Origin of the sequence: Methanoculleus thermophilus (assembly GCF_001571405.1) — an archaeon.
Classification (GTDB): Archaea; Halobacteriota; Methanomicrobia; order Methanomicrobiales; family Methanoculleaceae; genus Methanoculleus; species Methanoculleus thermophilus.
Genome location: NZ_BCNX01000006.1, coordinates 293,517 through 309,658, shown reverse-complemented (window position 1 = coordinate 309,658; position 16,142 = coordinate 293,517). Strand labels below are relative to the sequence as shown.

Sequence of the window (16,142 nt, the reverse complement as noted above, 5' to 3'; positions counted from 1 at the left end):
AGGCCCAACGTCATATAGTTGTTCCGATCTCTGATATCCCCAGTGGTATCAGAGACGAACCATCTCACACGATGTCGTCAAACTTCATCGATGCACTACTGACGGTCATGATCGCACGGAAGGTCTCCGGCGTATCGAGTGCCACAATCTCCCCGCCATCAATCACGGCAACCCTGGTGCAGATTGCCTCCGCTTCAACAAGATCCTGAGTCGTAAAGATGACCGTCACCCCCCGTTCCCGGTTCAACCGCTGCAGCAGTTTCCAGGTCTCCTCTCGGCCGGAGTCGTCCAGCCCCTTCGTCGGCTCAGCAAGGAAGAGGACACCGGGATATGCAAGGAACGCCCGGGCGATCTCAAGGTGCCGTACCATGGTAGGGGAGCAGGTCCCAACCGCGACGTCAAGACTATCAGAGAGCCCGAAGAGTCTCGCAAGATCGAGGATCCGTCTTCTTCGGACCTCATTGCTCATCCCCTGCAGTTGTGCATGAAAATTCAGGTTCTCCCTGACGGTCAGAGCCGGGTCAAGCACCGGCTCCGGGAACACGATGCCCATGCTCCGCCGCACATCCCCGAGGTTCCCGAGGATTGCAAGCGGCGAGCGTTCCGCAAACGCGGGAACCGGAAAAAGAACCGTTGAGATGATTGCAGCCAGCGTCTCTCGACTTCGGTCACCGCTGCAGAGGATACCCATGATCTCCCCCCTCTTCACATCGAGTGGAATCGGGCCACACGCCTGAAATCGCTCCAGGCGCCGGATCAGGTCCTCAGCTGTAATGGCCGTCATGCACCTCCGCACAACTGCAACTTATTGGATAGAATGAAACCGTCTTCAAACACCCACACCTTGGCATATACAGATCTATCACGATGAACAAAGTCGAGATTCGTATTATATCAACAGAGGAGCAATCTCCCGCACAGCAAGATGCGGACAATCCCCTGTTGCTTGATCCGGGAGATATTTGCTGGATAAACTTATCCCAACTATCGACTTATAATCATTTCTATATAGTATCGACTATATTTCATTGAATTTGGAATATTCATATATCTGCAGAAACCCATTTCCACCTAATCCACCTCTGAGTGCCAATCGGGGAGAGCAGATTAAAATATTTAAGACAGAGGCTCATCCAGTGTATGGCCATAGAGACTGAGCTGCCGACGATCACGATTCTACCGTTCCTCTTCAGTCCGGATCAGATTCTTATCGCCCTCGCCATTCTCATACCCGCTCTCGTCATCTTCAATCTGCTCCTTATTGCCGAAGGGACGTTCGAATCTATAGGGCTCCGGTTCTACCAGGCTGTGCTGGTAACCGTAGGAGCCCTCATCGGCAGCCTGATCGACATCCCGCTGGTAACCCTCGGCGGTGCCACCATCGCGGCCAACGTCGGGGGAGCGATAATTCCACTCATCGTGAGTCTCGAGATGATCGCAAGGGGCCGGATCTCACGCCCAAAGACCCTCGCCGCCATCATCGCCGTATCGCTCATCGCTTATGTCTTCGCAACACCCGTCCCAGGTCTCGGGATCACCATGCCTTTCTACATCGCACCCATCGCAGGGGCGGCTGCAGGGCTTCTCCTCGCTCGCGGCTGCCAGACGGCAGCAGGGCTTGCCTACGCCGGGGGAACGATGGGCACCCTGCTCGGTGCCGATATCCTCAAACTCGCAAACCCTGCCATACTTGCCGCACTTGCCGGGGACCAGCCGACCATCCTCTCCATCGGGGGAGCGGGAATATTCGACGGTATCTTTATCACCGGCGTCCTCTCGGTTCTGCTTGCGGCGTACGCTGGAAGAAATCTGCGAAAGAATGCAGGAGTCTGTCCAAAAGAGAGGGAAGACCGAGGCTTGGGGGGTATATGGCCCAAATAGATGGGGTCACTCATCCGAACAGGTCTTTTTGAGACCCATTCCGTTGATGTCGCAGGAGGGGCAGGGATCCGAACCGTTCACCACCCGGTAGGCGTCAGCGAGGACCGCGGCATTCGCGAGCATCCCTGCGATCAGGATCACCTCGAGGATCTCGGCCCGGGTTGCGCCCTTCGCCATCGCCGCCTGCATGTGGTACTCGATACAGTGGCTGCACTTGAGCGCGGCACCCACCGCGAGGCTTATGAGCTCGATAGTCTTTGGATCGAGCTGGCTGGTCTCGACAACCGAACCCTTATAGAGCAGGTGCGAGATGAGGATCTCCGGCCGCTCCGCCATCCGCTCAAAAATTAGAGGGACTCTTCCGTATTCCGCCTCAATCTCCCGGAGGAACTCCTTCGCGATCGCATCCGATCCGCGCTCAGCGACCCTTGCAAGTATCTTCTCAAAGTCCATCGCTACACCAGTATCTTAGTCTCCGAGAAAGGTTTAATCCGGATCAATATGTAATTGCGCATCCGCGACGGTGTGACATCGGCGATATCCCCGATGGTCACCCCGTCCGTGACCTCGAGTGCCCGAATCTCGGGGGCATAGAGATCGAAAGGAAGTTTCACCCGCAGTCCTTCCATCTGAACGGTCACCGGTGTGGGGTGCGTCAGCATACTGACCTCGTGGATATGCTCCTCGATGATCGCCATCAGCCGGGGCGGGAAGACGGAGAGCGGGTCCCGCGCGAGGTCATCCCGTCGGGCGTCCAGGGTTCTCGAGACCTCGTCGACCAGTTCATCGAGTTTCGCAAGTTCCTCGGGACGCTTGAGCCGGTGCATGATCCGGCCGACGCCGCCGACGTAACCCTCGACAGGCGGGTCAATGATCCGCATCAGGGTCTCACGGTCCGGAGAGCCGGTCACCACAATCGGGACATGGATCCCGCGCCGGAGCGCCGGAAACTTCTGCCGGATGCACTCCTCGAAACTTCCCAGCACATAGACGGCCAGATCGTGCTCGTTGATGACGTCCCGCTCCTCGTCGTTGAGGTTTGCGATCCGCTTCCCGAACCCTCTCGCAAGCCCGACCATGTTGGTCTTTGCGCCAACCCGTCGAAGGTACTCGGCGATATCGCATGCGATGTGGGGGAGGTGATGGATCTCGAGGCTCGGGCTCACAACAGCGATCTCGGTCCCGACGAGGGGCGCTTCAGTAACCTCGCCGGCAAGCGGTTTTGAGATCTCCCGTATCAGGTCGATGTCGTCCCGCGGAACGAACGACTGGAGCACGACGTCCTGGGCCATGACGTGTTTCTGCACGATATAGCCGCCAAGATCGTCGATCAGGTCCATAATCTCATCGTGCCGGTAGACACCGCCCTTGTAGGTCACCGGTACAAGCGTCGTCACAGTCTCTCCCCCATCTTCTCGAATATCGGCGCAACAACCCGCTCCACGATATCGCCCGGGAGGGTATCTTCACTGGCCACGTAGTAAAACCTCCCGTCCCGGATGTACTGGCGGCGGACCTTGAACCCCTCGGGTGCGATATACTGGAGCGCGTAGATGATGTCTTTATAGAGCGTCTCGCTCGGGTCGGCCACCACCATCTGTTCAAGGTCTTCCCTCCCGACGATTCCTGCCGGGAGGACGACGGTGAACCTGTCCGGCTGCTCGACGTTCTCCTTCCCGAAACGCGCCCAGAGTTTCTGAAGCAGCGGCGCAAGGTATGTCTCGTCGGCGATATCGAGGACGATCTCCTTCTCGCCGGGGTTGACGTTTGCAAAATCGCTAACACGGATCGTCCGCGGCATATGGCGCAGGACCCCGGCAGCCACAAAGATCGGCACCTTTGGATCGACGTAGATGTGCAGCCGGTCGATCACTTTGATGAGGTCGAGGTCCTGGAGGACATCGGCCGCAATCCGCTCATACGCCTCTTTCCCGACCTCGTCTGGGGACTCCACCACGAAGTAGTTTAATGGGGGCATCTACTCTCCCTGGATAAACCCGGACGCAAGCAGGGCCGACCCGACCGCACCGATGTACTGCGAGTAGCGCGGAACGACGACCTTGGTCTGCAGGAGTTGGCCCATTGCATAGACCAGCCCCTCGATGAGCGAGGTGCCGCCGACCATGATCACCGGCTCCTTGATGTCGACCTCCTGCAGTTGCTGCTCAAAGACCTGCTCAGCGACGCTGTGACAGGCCGCAGCTGCTACGTCCTCCGGCGAGGAGCCTGCCGCAAGCGCGTTCACCAGGCTCTGTGTTCCAAAGACGATACAGTAACTGTTCATCGGGACGTTCTTCGCCATCCCCTTCATCGCGAGGGGGCCGAGTTCGGTGATATCCACACCGAGCCTCTTTGCGGTCATCTCCAGGAACCGGCCGCTTGCACCGGCGCAGATCCCGCCCATCGTGAACGTCCCGGGGATGCCGTCGATGACACTGATCGCCTTGTTGTCCATGCCGCCGATATCGATGACGGTCGCGGCACCCCGCTGGTGATCGGCGAGGTAGACCGCACCCTTCGAGTTCACCGTCAACTCTTCCTGAATGAGGTCGGCGCCGAGGTGCTTCCCGATCAGGAACCGGCCATACCCGGTGGTCCCGATCGCCTGGATATCATCGCGTGTAAGACCGGCCATCTCGAGCGCCTGGGCGATCGCCCCGTCGGCGCTCTTGATCACCTCGGTCGTCGGGAGCCAGCCGGTGCCGACGATCTCGTTATCCTTCATCACAACGGCTTTTGTGGTGCTCGACCCCGAATCGACGCCCAGCGTGATCCCGGTCTGCACCTCACGTGCAAGGAGCGCTCTCCGGCGGGCGATGGTGGTCAGGGCTTCCATCCGGGTGAGAAGTGTGCCTGCGGTCGTCCGCTCGGTGAAGGAGTAACTCACCACCGGAAGTCTGGAGTGCTCGGGAATGTACCGGCGAAGTTCGTTTCGGACGATCGCCGCCTCGGCGCACCTGAAACAGGTGCTGATGAAGACCCCGTCCGCATCCACCTTCCCCTCCACCAGGGCCATGGCCCGGGCGATCATCAGTTTCAAGTCGGCGCTCTTGACATCAAGCCCGAAAGAAGCGACCGCCCGCTCGACATCGGCGAGCGCGATATCGGGGAAGAAGATCTCTGCATCCACCGCCTTGGCGGCGTCGTAGATCTCCTTCTGAACGCCGCTGTATTCCGGGCCGCAGGAGAGTTGCGCAATCCGCACTTTCTGGCTCATTCCTCACTCTCCTTTGGAAGTCCTGCGAGGAAGTTTTTGATGGCGGCGACGAACTGCACGCCTTCTTCCTCATTTGTGGGGTATTTCAGTTCGAGGATCGGGATACCTTTCTGCCTCAGGGAAAAGAGGATCAACTCATCGGTGCGGGCGCAGCCCATACACCCAAACGCGAGATCGGCATCAGTGACGATGACCGCGGCCTCGGCCTCCTCAATGAGCGGACCGTAGATCGCCATCCGCCCCCGGACGCCGGACGGCACCTCGACTGCCGCATACTTTAAGCCGCGCTTTGGCTCTTCGGGCGTGATCTGCAGGGGCGGGGAGTCAACCCCGGCGGTCTGTATCCGTTCCCGGATACCGAGGGCCGAACCGAGCGGCTTATGTCCGAACCGGGCCACCAGGTCGGAGAGGATGAGGCTCGTTGCAGGGTAAATAAACACCTTTGCCATATATTCAGGACTCCTCTTTCTCAATCAGTTCTTGTAATCGCTTTATATCGAGTTTTGGTTTCTTCTTGGGCGCCGCGGGCACCTCATCCGGGGCCTCAGTCTCCCGTCGCTCGAGTACCTCAAGGCCGCGGGTGATGTAGCGGAGGATACGCACCTCCCGTTCATGGCCCAGGTAACCGGGCCTCGCCCCGCCGAGGTTTGCCCGGCACCGCCGCGGGTCGCCCGGCGGGAAGCCCCGGTCCTTGACGAAGATATGAGCGGGATCAAACGCACGTATCACCTCGATGAGGCGGTCGACGGCTTCTGGTTCGCCCGTCACCTGCAGCCCAAAACAGGTCTCCTTGATCAGGACGCCCTCGGAGGCCTCGTAGGCCTTGAGTGCGAGCTCGCCGGGGGTCAGGGTCGGGGACTCGACGAAGACGTATTTGGTCACCGTACCCACGTACTCCGGGATATACTCAGCCATCACTTCACCTCCCTAACATAGACTGTTGCCCCTTCGCGCATCCCGGCAAGGTTTCCAGCATCGATCACCTTCCCGATGACGTTCGTTCCCGTGAGCGGCTCAGACGTCGGGCCGAACTCCGCGTTTGGTGTCGTCCGGATACCCACCATGCCGGCCCCCCGCCGTGAGTCGTTCGTCATCGCGAGGGTATAGGCCGGAACCTCGCCCGTGGGTGTATTCTCCGGGATGATCCCGACGCCCTTTGCAATCTTTGGTTTGAAGAGGAAGACATCCTCGAACATGAAGACGAGCGGCATCTTCCCGACAGCGCGATGCTTAAGTCCGGTCACCTCGCGAAAGATCGTAACCGTACGTGGCGCAGCCGCCTCATCAAGCTTGATGGTGATGACGTTCTCGGCGGGCTGCGTTGCGACCCGAACCTCTCCCGCGGCGAGCACCTCAAGTGTCGTCGCCGGGGTCTGGTCGACCACCACGCGATCACCGTCGGTCGCATCGGCAACGAGCGTGACGCCGCGCCGGGCGGCGACCGCTTCGGCTTCGGGGAGCGCAAGTCCGACGAGGTCGAACCGCTCCGGGTCGGCACGGATGGCAATGAGGTCGTCCTTGCCCGCAAACCGGACAAGTTCAAGCCCGTGGACGACCCTTCCGACGACAGTATGGGCCGGGCTTGCCGAGACTCCCTGCGTGTAGATGTAGATGGCTCCCGAGGCTTTCCCAGAGGTTCTCGCCGTGATGGTCCCCTCAAGCCTCGGGCCCGAGAACTCCATCGGGACCTTCGCCGGAACCAGGTGAGTATCAAGAATATGGGTGCTGCTCGAACGGTCCACACGGAACCGGCCGTCCTTGATGGAGAGAAGGAAGTGCTCGACGCTTCGAGCGGTATTTGTATCGATCCCGTCCGCCCCGAAGCCCTGCACTTCCGCCTCCACATAGGAGATGATCTGCATCCCGTCCTCAAGCGGAAACTCTGCATCGCGGGTGACAATCACGTGCGACCGGTCGGCACGCCGGAGGATGCGCTCAACCTTGATGACCCGGTCGCCTTCACCGAGACGGTCAAGCAGCCCCCGGCCGCTGATGACTCTGCCGATGACGCCGCCGTCCGCCGGGGCGCCATAATCTGCGGAATGCCGCATGCGCGCAAAGATAAGGTAGGAGTTTGACGGGTCGTAGCCGCCGCACCCCAGGATCACGTCACCCCGCTCGTATCGGCCAGGGGTCCGGGCCGGCCGGATGCTGGATTCAAACGGCCCAAACGCAGCGGCGTAGCGGTCCTGCCAGTGCAGGCGAAGGTCTTCGGCAAGCCCGGGGCGAAAGAGCCGGGCGGTAAACGCCGGGTCCGCCATCTCGACGACCATATCGCCCGCGGAGGTGACGAACCGGACTTCCTGGGACTCCGCCACATCCTCTTCAAGCGCCGGCCGGATGACTGCGACGCTGAACCGCTCGTCCCGTTCGGGGAGGAGATCTCCGAGCCGGGACCCGGTCGGCACCTCTCTACGTTCACCGTCCAGGAGGATCTCCATTACCTGCACCTCAGGGAGCACCTGCCCCCATCACTTTTCGCTCATCCTCGGTGAGGTGGGCAAGCACCTCCTCCGTCGGACCCATCTTGATGATTTTGCCTCCCCGCATGAGAGCCACGCGGTCACAGATGTCTCGCACAAACTCCATATCGTGCGAGATCACGATAAATGTCTCGTCCATCTCCTCACGGGCATGCAAGATCGAGTGTTTCACGTCGATCTTCGTGATGGGGTCCATCGTGCCGGTCGGTTCGTCGAGGACGACCAGCAGGGGCTCACGGATGAGAACCTGTGCGAGAGCCACCCGGTGTTTCTCACCCTGGGAGAGCTGATCGGGGTATCGGTCCAGGATCTCTTTGCTCTTTTCGGGAGTGAAGCCGGCCATCCCGAGGGTGATGATCGCCTTTCTCATCGCGAGTTCTTTTGGGAACTCTAGGCCTATTGCGTCGGTCAGGTTGTCAAGGACCGTCCTGTGCGGGTAGAGATCGTACTCCTGATGGAGGAGACCGATATAGCCTTTTGCCCGGCCGCGGTTCGCTATCCCGGGTTTGGTCATATCGATCCAGTCGTCGCCGATCCGGATGTTCATCTCGCCGCTCGTGGGCTCAAGGATCCCTGATATGATCCGCGAGAGAGTCGTCTTGCCCGCACCGCTCTTGCCGATGATCCCGAAGATCTCCTTCTCATTGACGTCGAAGGAGACACCGTTGACTGCCCGAACCACGCCGCGGTCGACCGAGAGATAACGCTTGACGACGTCTCGAGCGACCAGGATCTTCTCGCCGACCTCTCCGATCTCGTGCTGCTCGGCGTCGCTGTAGTTCTCCATGAACCGGCCGATAATATCATCAGGAGCACCGATGGCCTTAATCTCCCCATTCTCAAGGAATATTGCACGATCTGCGACGTCTCTTATGACGCTTGAGAAGTGCGACGTGATCACCATCGCCATATCGTTCGCCTCGGCGCTCTCGATGAGCATCCGGTGGACAAGGGTGGCGGTCTCCGGATCGAGCGTCCCGGTCGGCTCATCCGCAAAGAGCAGGAACGGGTTCTTTGCAAGTTGTCGGGCGAGTACCACCCGCTGCTTCTCGCCGCCGGAGAGATCGCGGGCGATGTGCATCATCCGGTGGGAGAGCCGGACCTGATCGATGAGGTCAGCGGCCCTGCTGACCGCTTTCTCCGGAGGGTAGCCGATATCGTCAAGCGCCCGCAGGACGTTCTCGATCACCCGATCGTCGCCATAGAGTGCAAACGTCCGCTGGAACATGATGGCGGTTCTGCGCATGATCCGCCGCTTCATCTGGGCGTTCTCCTCCGCCCAGAAGTCGACATCGAGCGGTTTTAATTCGCCGCCGCAGACGGGGCACTGTTTCCCGGCCTCACTCGGCACGCCGATGTAGTCGCAACCCTCACAGGTGACAACGTGATAGACGATCGAGCCCCCCGACGGGGGCTGATCCACTCCCCGCATAAGGTGCATAAGAACTGTCTTGCCGGCCCCGCTCCTTCCGATAATGCCGACTGTTTCCCCCTCTGCCACCTCAAAATTAATATTCTTGAGCACAACGGTCCCGTCGAACTCCATGCAGAGGTCCTTTACAGTAATAAGTGGGGTCATCTTGAGCTCCTCGCTAAACTAATCTTCTCGTGGGATCATATTAGAGTTTATATTATTGCACTTTTTCTCGGCCGCCGCGATATCCTTAAGGAGTTCGGCCACGATACCGGGCACCTCGCTGACGTTGCGGATCACCATATCGACGCTTGAATACAGGATCTCGGGTTTCCGGTCGGACTGCTGCTCGGTCAGCAGTGCAAGGTCGGCCTTCCGGAAGGCGTTCAGATCGTTGATGGCATCCCCTACCATGACGACCTTACTGTACCGCTCTTTAAGGTCTTCCACGATCCGGGCCTTCATCGAGGGTGTGGCGACGCCATAGACCCGCTCCCGGGGAATACCCAGATAGTCGCCCATCCGTTCGAGTTTCGCGACACGGTCACCGGACGCTATGTATACGGGGACACCCATCCGGTGCAGCGTGCTGATGGTCTCTTTTGCACCGCTAAAGGGCCTCCCCCCGGTGGTGACCGTAAACTCGATGCCGGAGAGGTCCATGTTCAGGATCACGCCGCTGTTCATTGTGACGATCGACTCTCTCTTGCAGCAACTCCAGACCTCCCTGATGCAGGCCTGGAGATCGCTCACCTGGGCGGTCTTATCGCTGTAGAGGATTTCCGCGACATCCTCGGCGGGGATGACACGCCGGGAACAGGCCACTCCGAACCCGACCGACCTTTCATGGAAGAACTCGGAGAGGAGCTGGTCGGGCGGTGCCCCCATGACGTCCCGTGAATGGAGATGGAGGACAACGAGCACCCTCCCCTCGGCACCGAAGGTGAGGGTCGTGGTCTCGACGTCGATCAGCATCTCGTCGTGGAGGACGTCACGCGCTACACGATAGGTCCGGAGAAGTGTGCCTGCACTATCAAAAACAACGGCTACCGACATACATCTCACGTCGATTAAGTCTATGTAGTCTCTGGTCGTCTCTTGAATGAAGAACTATGTTACTGAGTGAGACCGCAGCAAGCATAAAGAATATGGAGATTCGGGGCGCCGGCAGGATCGCCCGGGCCGCGGTGGAGGCGCTCGCCGATTACGCGAAAAATCTCAACATATCCGACCCGGAGACGTTCAAGAGCGAGATGCAGAAGGCGGCCGGGATCCTCATAGCGACCCGTCCGACGGCCGTTTCGCTGCCGAACGCTGTAAAGAGCGTAATGCGGGCGCTCGACTCATTTGGGTCCGTGGAAGAGGGGCGGGCGGCGGTTCTTGCCCGGGCTGCGGAGTTCATCGAGCACTCGGAGCACGCAATCGAGCGGATAGCCGAGATCGGGGCACGCCACATCTCCGACGGCGACGTCCTCATGACCCACTGCAACTCGGAGGCGGCGCTCGGGTGCATCCTCGAAGCACACCGCCAGGGAAAGGATATCGAGGTCTACGCGACGGAGGTCCGGCCGCGGGGCCAGGGGCTCCTCACGATCAAGACCCTAAACGACGCCGGGATCCGCACGAACTATATCGTCGACTCGGCGGTCCGCTACTTCATCAACGATGTCGACCTGGTCTTCGTCGGCGCCGACGCGATCGCGGCGAACGGCGCGGTGGTGAACAAGATCGGGACCGCCCAGATCGCGCTTGCCGCACACGAGGCCCGGACGAACGTCATCGTGGCGGCGGAGACCTATAAGTTCGCGCCGCGGACGATCCTCGGGGAACTGATCGAGATCGAGGAACGCGATCCTGCCGAGGTGCTCCCCAGGGAGGTGGCGGAGAAACTCCCGTTTGTTCGGGTCCGAAACCCTGCTTTCGACGTGACGCCCGCGGACTACATCGACCTGATCGTGACCGAGCAGGGGGCGATCCCGCCGGAGCTCGCGTTCACGGTGATCCGGGATTACCTGGGGTGGAAGGTCGAGGAGCTGCGGTGAGGGAGACCACATCGCCCCCTCGGTAACAATCCCGGCACCCCCAAACGCTCCTCCAGGGAGCCGCATGACAGCCGCCCATGCAAACCTTCATTGGGTAAACTTGAGTATACCTGGGTATGACGAGCACCACCATCAAGATCGACGTAGAACTCAGGGACAGGCTCAACGCCTTGAAAGTCCATCCCCGGGAATCATATAACGAGGTTATCGAGCGCCTGGCAGATATGGCAGTCGACGAGGAGCCGCTCAGTGAGGAGACGATCCGCCAGATCGAGCGATCGCTTGAGGATATCAGGGCCGGGAGAGTCTACACCCTTGAGGAGGTCATGGCGGAGCTGAAGGAGGAATGACCTACCGTGTGGTCATCACCGCGGCGGCCCGTCATGATTTCAAGAGCATTCCACGACCCATAGCAGTCCAGATAGGCGAGGAACTTGCATCGCTCGCCGGCGAGACCGACCCGAAGAAGCATTTAAAAAAACTGAAGAGCCCGAATAGCCCCCCACTCTACTCTCTCCGGCTCGGGGATTACCGGGCGATCCTCTCGATCATAGATGACCTCCTGGTGATCCATGTTATCACGGTCGGACATCGGAGCAGGGTTTATCGAAGGTTCTAAGCGAGGGCTCTCTGCAGGAGGGCGGCGGGCTGCTCAGGGCGCAGGGAGGCTTCAGTACCCTTCCCGGATACCGGTTCCATCCAGACAGGGGTGCCGCAGCTCGCTGCACAGGGGCATATCTGGAGCCGTTGTCGTCACCGCAGGTCTATCCGCAGGAACCGGGCGTATGCCGCTCCGAAGAAGACCGCCGGAAACGCAAGCATGGTCACGATCGGCTGCCAGACGAGAGCGATCAGGCCGGGAAGATCGGGGAGCGGGACCTCTGTCCGCAAGGCGAAAGGATCAGGGATGACCCACATCGAGATCCATGGGGAGGTGATCGCTATCGAGAGCTCCTGGTAATTCCTTTGCGGCGAGAGCAGATTGACGGTCATTGCGATACGGTTCCGGTGCTCTTCGAAGGATCGCAGCTCTTCCCGGTACTGCAGCCACACCTCCTCGGTGAAGTGCGGGTCGCTCGTATTCACCGCAGCCGGAGGCGTTCCGGCAGTCGCATCGGTAAGAATGCCACCGGCCATCGGTACGACGGAGGAGAAGACGAAGATAGCGACCAGCGACCAGACAAGAGCGCTCCCACTCTCGGCAACGACCGACGAGGCGAGGAGAGCGGCCGAGAAGAACGTGAAGAGGTACACCAGCGAAACGAGCCAGAAGACCAGGATCGCACCGAGTTCGTCAGGCGAAGGGACGATTGCAGAGAGCAGGAGCAGGGCGAGCGCGATGAGAACCGCGATGCTCATCGCCAGTGCCAGGGCGGCGAATCCCCCAATCGCTTTCCCGGTGATGATCTCGTCCCGAAAGACCGGACGGGTGAGAAGGGTTTTGAGCGAACCCGACCAGCGTTCCCGCGTGACCAAGTCGAACCCGATCGCGATCGCCAGCAGCGGTCCGTAGTTCCTGATCTGCGAGGAGAGGCTGCGGAAGACATCAAGGATGGAGGGCTTCACCGGCGACACCCAGCCGCCCGTAGCGCCCGAGTATGCCGCAAGCCTCGCGCTGTATACCTCGATGCCCTCAAAGAGGGAGACGGAGCAGAGGATCAGGAAGAGAAGAAGGACAAGGATGAACCGCCGGCTCGACAGGTGGTCGGCAAACTCTTTCCCTGCCACGAAGAGCAGGCGGTGCGGAACGGATACCCGGTCTGCCGTCCCGTCGTGTTCCACCAGACTACCTCCTCAGGTTGTCATATGCAGCACTGAGAATTTCCCCCGAATGCGCGTCGATCCATACCGTGGTGGTTCGCGGTGGGTCCTGCGACCGGTACCGTTCGTCGTCGAACTCGATGCGCCAGGCAAGAGGTACCGAGACCGGTTCCTGCGACCGGCGTTGCCGTGCAGCCAGATCGTACCATCGCAACTCGGTCGCCCGGATAACGATCTCGCCGGGATCCGTGCCGTACGTGTCATTGAGATACGCCAGAACCCGCTCTTGCGCCGCGTCCTCGGTGATCGAAGGGTCCGGATCGGCCGTAGTGTCGTTGTCCGATACTCTCCAGGCTTTATGATAGGAAACAACGCGGCCGTCGATCGAATCAATATCAAGGGTAACCCCATCGTACAGGCAGAGGACGCCGTCGATCGAGCGCTGATACACGAAATGGTACGGACCGTTTCGCGAACCCAGCGGTGTATCTACCGTAGAGAGTACAGCGACGGTCTTCACGACGTCCGAACTCTCTTTTCGCTCCCGGAGATACGCATTGGCAATCTCCTCCGCCGCCTCGATCGTGACTGAGGGATCGGCAGGCCGATAATAGTCACGGCCATCCAGGAAGTACACCATCTCCCCGTCGGCGGCATCGATCCATACACTGATATCGCCTTCCAGGTCGGGGTCGTCTTCCGCTTTCACCCGGAACCGCCAGACGTCGCCATAGGTCTGCACATCGTACGGTTCGGCAACCATCCGTTCGATCCGGATGCCGGGCATCTCCCGCTCCAGTGCGGCCACGGCAAGCGAACGCGCTTCTTCCTCACCGAGCAAGCCGCCTGACGACGGTTGGGCCGGTGTCGCCCCGGGTGACGCTGTCGCTTCCGGCGACGTCGGTGCAGCCGATCCGTTTTCATCCGCATTCGTCCCGGTACACCCCGCCGATGCTGCCGCACAGGCCAGGAGGAGAAGCACCGTCACGAGGGTGCAACTGGTTTTGTTGAGAGTCATGTTACTCATGCACTTTTCCTAATCGAGGCGTCGACGTTCTCTCATATACCTTTTCTGTGACAAACACCGATTTATCCGGGCATTCGAAGGCTCTCGGCCCAGGGAAAGAACGAGCTCATCTGTCATCGGAGCGCGCTGCTTCGACATCCAAGCCGGGTAACCGGCTGCAGGCAGAGTGCGCGTACCCGGTCGCCTGCAGCCGGAGTAGTAGATGAAAGTTTGCCAGCGCGTGCAGAAAGTCCAACAAGCCCCGGAGGTCACAGAACCCGGCGGTTTGCCGGGTTCCTGGGAAGCCCGCGGATCGAGATCATCGGAGGTCGATTCGGAGGAACCTGGCATAGGCAAAACCGAGGAAAAGAACAGGGATGAGCAGGAGGGCGACGATACTGGTCCAGAGGTAGCCGAGGATCACACCGAACTCCGGCTCCGCGTCGGCCGGGTAGTAGAAGGAGTCGTCGGCAGGGCCGTGCGTGATCAGGTAGAAGTTGGGTTTGGTGACCGCTTGCGTGATCTCCTTGTAATTCCACTCCGGTGAGAAGAGGTTTGCCACCTGGACGATACTCGCTCGCAGGGTGAAGTGCTGATCGAATTCTTCCTGGTAGGCATACCAGAGATCCAGGTCTTTCTCGTCGACGATCTGCGGCGCTTCCGGAGTCTTCCCGACGACCAGATCGGCGACGGCCGCTCCGGCGGCCGGAACGACGAGCGAGAGGATGAAGAAGGCCGAGAGGGAGAAGAGGAGTGCTTCCCCGCTCCGGCGGGAGACGGCCGACATCGCAAGCCCGATCCCGAAGCAGCCGAACAGGTAAAGGAACGTGACCGCCCCAAAGACGAGGATCAGCCAGAACTCCCTGAGGAGCGGCAGGTGGCCGGCCATGAGGAGGAGGGCGAGGGTGATCGTGAGGGCAAGGCCGGTCGCAAGCGCAAGGATCATCGCGCCGCCGAGGACCTTGCCGGTGATGATCTCGTCCCGGAAGACCGGCCGGGCGAGGAGCACCTTTAAGGATCCTTCCTCCCGCTCACCGGAGATGAGGTCGAACCCCATGGCGATCCCGAGCACTGCACCAAGGATCGAGACAGTCTCTCCCATCCGCATGAAGACGTAGAGGATCGTCGGCCGGATACTCCAGTGAGGCGAGAAATCGGCTCCCAGCCTCAAAGCCTTCGTGTAGATCTCAAGATTCGAGGCGTAATTCTGAAGTCCCAGCATCGCCCCGACAAACGCGATGGCGAGGAAGATGCCCAAGATGAGGAGGAACTTTCTGCCCCGCAGGGCATCGGCAAACTCCTTCCCGGCGATGGTGAAGATGCGCCCGACTTCCATGCTCCCTCCTCAGGCAGCCCCGGGGCGGCGGTAGTAGTCGCAGGAAAGGACTTCCCCGGTCCGGGCGTCGACGAAGACAGCGGCGGTGAGCAGCGTTCCCAGCGACCGGTAGTAGTCGTCGTCGAACGAGACCTTCCACGCGAGCGGGACCTCACCCGTCGCCGGGGCGGAGTTGTCGGCCCAGACGAGCGTCGCGGAGCGGAAGGTAAGTCCGGAAAGCTCCCCGTACGTGTCCTGGATGTAGCCCCTGGCACTCTCCTCCGCCTCCTCTGCGGTGATCGCGGGTTCGGTATCGGCCGTACACCGCGCCGCGTCGAGGTCCCAGAACCGATCGTAACGGCGGATCTCGCCGGTGACCGCGTCAACGTCAATCCAACAGCCATTCCAGGCACAGGGGATACCCCTGATGGAGCGATGGAGGGCGACACCGTAGTACCCGGCCACCGTTTCGCCGGTTCGCTCGTTTTTGTGGGGGGTGTAGTACTTTCCGACCGCGGCCGCGAGGTCGGCAGTCTCGCCCCGGTCGGCGAGGAACTCCTCCGCGATCCCGTACGTTTCCTCCATCGTGAGGACTGGCTCGGCCGGTCGGCCTGCCAGGGCCGGAACGTGGACGACAAAGCCGGTTATCTCTCCGGTCCGGGCATCGACCCGGACCTGGGCCTGCCGGGTGGCGTTGGAGTCGGAGACGTCGAAGAGGCCGCGTTCGAGCCGGACCCTCGCGGTCTCCGCCCGGACGATATCAGGGAGGGCGGCAGCGGCGATCGTCTTTGCTTCCGCCTCGGTGATGCCGTCACCGGTCGGCGTCGTCCCGGGGGTGGGGGAGAGCGGCGGTTCCGGCGGCAGAGGGTCGGCGGCGGTCACGGAAAACCAGACACCAGCGACGATGAGAACCCCCGTTATGCAGAGAATGAGAAGAATGCCTGTGAGTTTGTTTGTCATGGTAGAACTCCTGAGCTGCGGAATGGCCTGAGAAAAAAGGGGAGATTGGCCGTCTCTTTCATA

18 protein-coding genes are annotated in these 16,142 nt (G+C 60.5%); 4 read left to right on the top strand and 14 right to left on the bottom strand.

Going from position 1 to position 16,142, the window contains the following annotated elements; genetic code table 11:
- Positions 1-64: 64 nt before the first annotated feature.
- Positions 65-784, bottom strand: coding sequence for an ATP-binding cassette domain-containing protein (locus MCUTH_RS04790; RefSeq protein ID WP_066956286.1), 720 nt, complete (start codon positions 782-784; stop codon positions 65-67).
- A gap of 356 nt (positions 785-1,140) precedes the next feature.
- On the opposite strand from MCUTH_RS04790, the gene MCUTH_RS04785 reads away from it, so the two are divergent.
- Positions 1,141-1,881 (top strand): DUF1614 domain-containing protein, encoded by a 741-nt coding sequence (locus tag MCUTH_RS04785; RefSeq protein ID WP_224732720.1) that lies wholly within the window; start codon positions 1,141-1,143, stop codon positions 1,879-1,881.
- Positions 1,882-1,887: 6 nt separating this feature from the next.
- Here MCUTH_RS04785 and MCUTH_RS04780 read toward each other — a convergent pair whose 3' ends face one another.
- From MCUTH_RS04780 to MCUTH_RS04740, 9 genes are read right to left on the bottom strand one after another with little or no spacing between them, the layout of a single operon-like run.
- Positions 1,888-2,334, bottom strand: a complete 447-nt coding sequence (locus MCUTH_RS04780) for a carboxymuconolactone decarboxylase family protein (protein WP_066956283.1) — start codon at positions 2,332-2,334, stop codon at positions 1,888-1,890.
- Positions 2,335-2,336: 2 nt separating this feature from the next.
- Positions 2,337-3,278, bottom strand: coding sequence for a methanogenesis marker 7 protein (locus MCUTH_RS04775; RefSeq protein WP_083524765.1), 942 nt, complete (start codon positions 3,276-3,278; stop codon positions 2,337-2,339).
- Positions 3,275-3,859 carry a methanogenesis marker 17 protein gene (locus tag MCUTH_RS04770; protein ID WP_066956280.1) on the bottom strand — a complete coding sequence of 195 codons (585 nt, stop codon included), beginning with the start codon at positions 3,857-3,859 and terminating at the stop codon, positions 3,275-3,277. The genes MCUTH_RS04775 and MCUTH_RS04770 overlap by 4 nt, the downstream gene beginning before the upstream one ends.
- On the bottom strand, positions 3,860-5,098 hold the full coding sequence (locus tag MCUTH_RS04765; RefSeq protein WP_066956278.1) for a methanogenesis marker 15 protein: 1,239 nt from the start codon (positions 5,096-5,098) through the stop codon (positions 3,860-3,862). It abuts the gene before it with no gap.
- A complete protein-coding gene (locus tag MCUTH_RS04760; RefSeq protein ID WP_066956275.1) occupies positions 5,095-5,547 on the bottom strand; it encodes a methanogenesis marker 5 protein in 453 nt (150 codons plus the stop codon). Before MCUTH_RS04760 ends, MCUTH_RS04765 begins: the two co-directional genes overlap by 4 nt.
- A 4-nt stretch (positions 5,548-5,551) precedes the next feature.
- A complete protein-coding gene (locus tag MCUTH_RS04755) occupies positions 5,552-6,013 on the bottom strand; it encodes a methanogenesis marker 6 protein (RefSeq protein ID WP_066956272.1) in 462 nt (153 codons plus the stop codon).
- Entirely contained in the window at positions 6,013-7,539 is a 1,527-nt protein-coding gene (gene mmp3 / locus MCUTH_RS04750; protein ID WP_066956269.1) for a methyl-coenzyme M reductase-associated protein Mmp3, read from the bottom strand. Before mmp3 ends, MCUTH_RS04755 begins: the two co-directional genes overlap by 1 nt.
- A 10-nt stretch (positions 7,540-7,549) precedes the next feature.
- On the bottom strand, positions 7,550-9,160 hold the full coding sequence (gene atwA / locus MCUTH_RS04745) for a methyl coenzyme M reductase system, component A2 (RefSeq protein ID WP_066956266.1): 1,611 nt from the start codon (positions 9,158-9,160) through the stop codon (positions 7,550-7,552).
- Positions 9,161-9,178: 18 nt separating this feature from the next.
- Positions 9,179-10,051, bottom strand: coding sequence for an HAD family hydrolase (locus MCUTH_RS04740; protein WP_083524764.1), 873 nt, complete (start codon positions 10,049-10,051; stop codon positions 9,179-9,181).
- A gap of 56 nt (positions 10,052-10,107) precedes the next feature.
- Here MCUTH_RS04740 and MCUTH_RS04735 point away from each other — a divergent pair, with 56 nt between their 5' ends.
- The 3 genes from MCUTH_RS04735 (at position 10,108) to MCUTH_RS04725 (ending at position 11,656) form a co-directional block, all read left to right on the top strand.
- Entirely contained in the window at positions 10,108-11,037 is a 930-nt protein-coding gene (locus MCUTH_RS04735; RefSeq protein WP_066956263.1) for a ribose 1,5-bisphosphate isomerase, read from the top strand.
- A gap of 116 nt (positions 11,038-11,153) precedes the next feature.
- Positions 11,154-11,387: a DUF7557 family protein gene (locus tag MCUTH_RS04730; protein WP_066956260.1), complete on the top strand. Its 234-nt coding sequence runs from the start codon at positions 11,154-11,156 to the stop codon at positions 11,385-11,387.
- Positions 11,384-11,656: a type II toxin-antitoxin system RelE family toxin gene (locus tag MCUTH_RS04725; protein ID WP_066956257.1), complete on the top strand. Its 273-nt coding sequence runs from the start codon at positions 11,384-11,386 to the stop codon at positions 11,654-11,656. The genes MCUTH_RS04730 and MCUTH_RS04725 overlap by 4 nt, the downstream gene beginning before the upstream one ends.
- Before the next feature lie 134 nt (positions 11,657-11,790).
- Here MCUTH_RS04725 and MCUTH_RS04720 read toward each other — a convergent pair whose 3' ends face one another.
- The 4 genes from MCUTH_RS04720 to MCUTH_RS04705 all read right to left on the bottom strand — a co-directional run bounded on the left by MCUTH_RS04720 (position 11,791) and on the right by MCUTH_RS04705 (position 16,079).
- Entirely contained in the window at positions 11,791-12,819 is a 1,029-nt protein-coding gene (locus tag MCUTH_RS04720; RefSeq protein WP_066956254.1) for an ABC transporter permease, read from the bottom strand.
- Between the two features lie 4 nt (positions 12,820-12,823).
- Positions 12,824-13,816, bottom strand: coding sequence for a YcdB/YcdC domain-containing protein (locus tag MCUTH_RS04715; RefSeq protein ID WP_161937573.1), 993 nt, complete (start codon positions 13,814-13,816; stop codon positions 12,824-12,826).
- 307 nt (positions 13,817-14,123) lie between these two features.
- Positions 14,124-15,140: an ABC transporter permease gene (locus MCUTH_RS04710; protein ID WP_066956249.1), complete on the bottom strand. Its 1,017-nt coding sequence runs from the start codon at positions 15,138-15,140 to the stop codon at positions 14,124-14,126.
- Between the two features lie 9 nt (positions 15,141-15,149).
- The gene (locus tag MCUTH_RS04705) at positions 15,150-16,079 is read right to left on the bottom strand and encodes a YcdB/YcdC domain-containing protein (RefSeq protein ID WP_066956245.1); all 930 of its coding nucleotides are present in this window, start codon (positions 16,077-16,079) and stop codon (positions 15,150-15,152) included.
- Between the last annotated feature and the right edge of the window lie 63 nt (positions 16,080-16,142).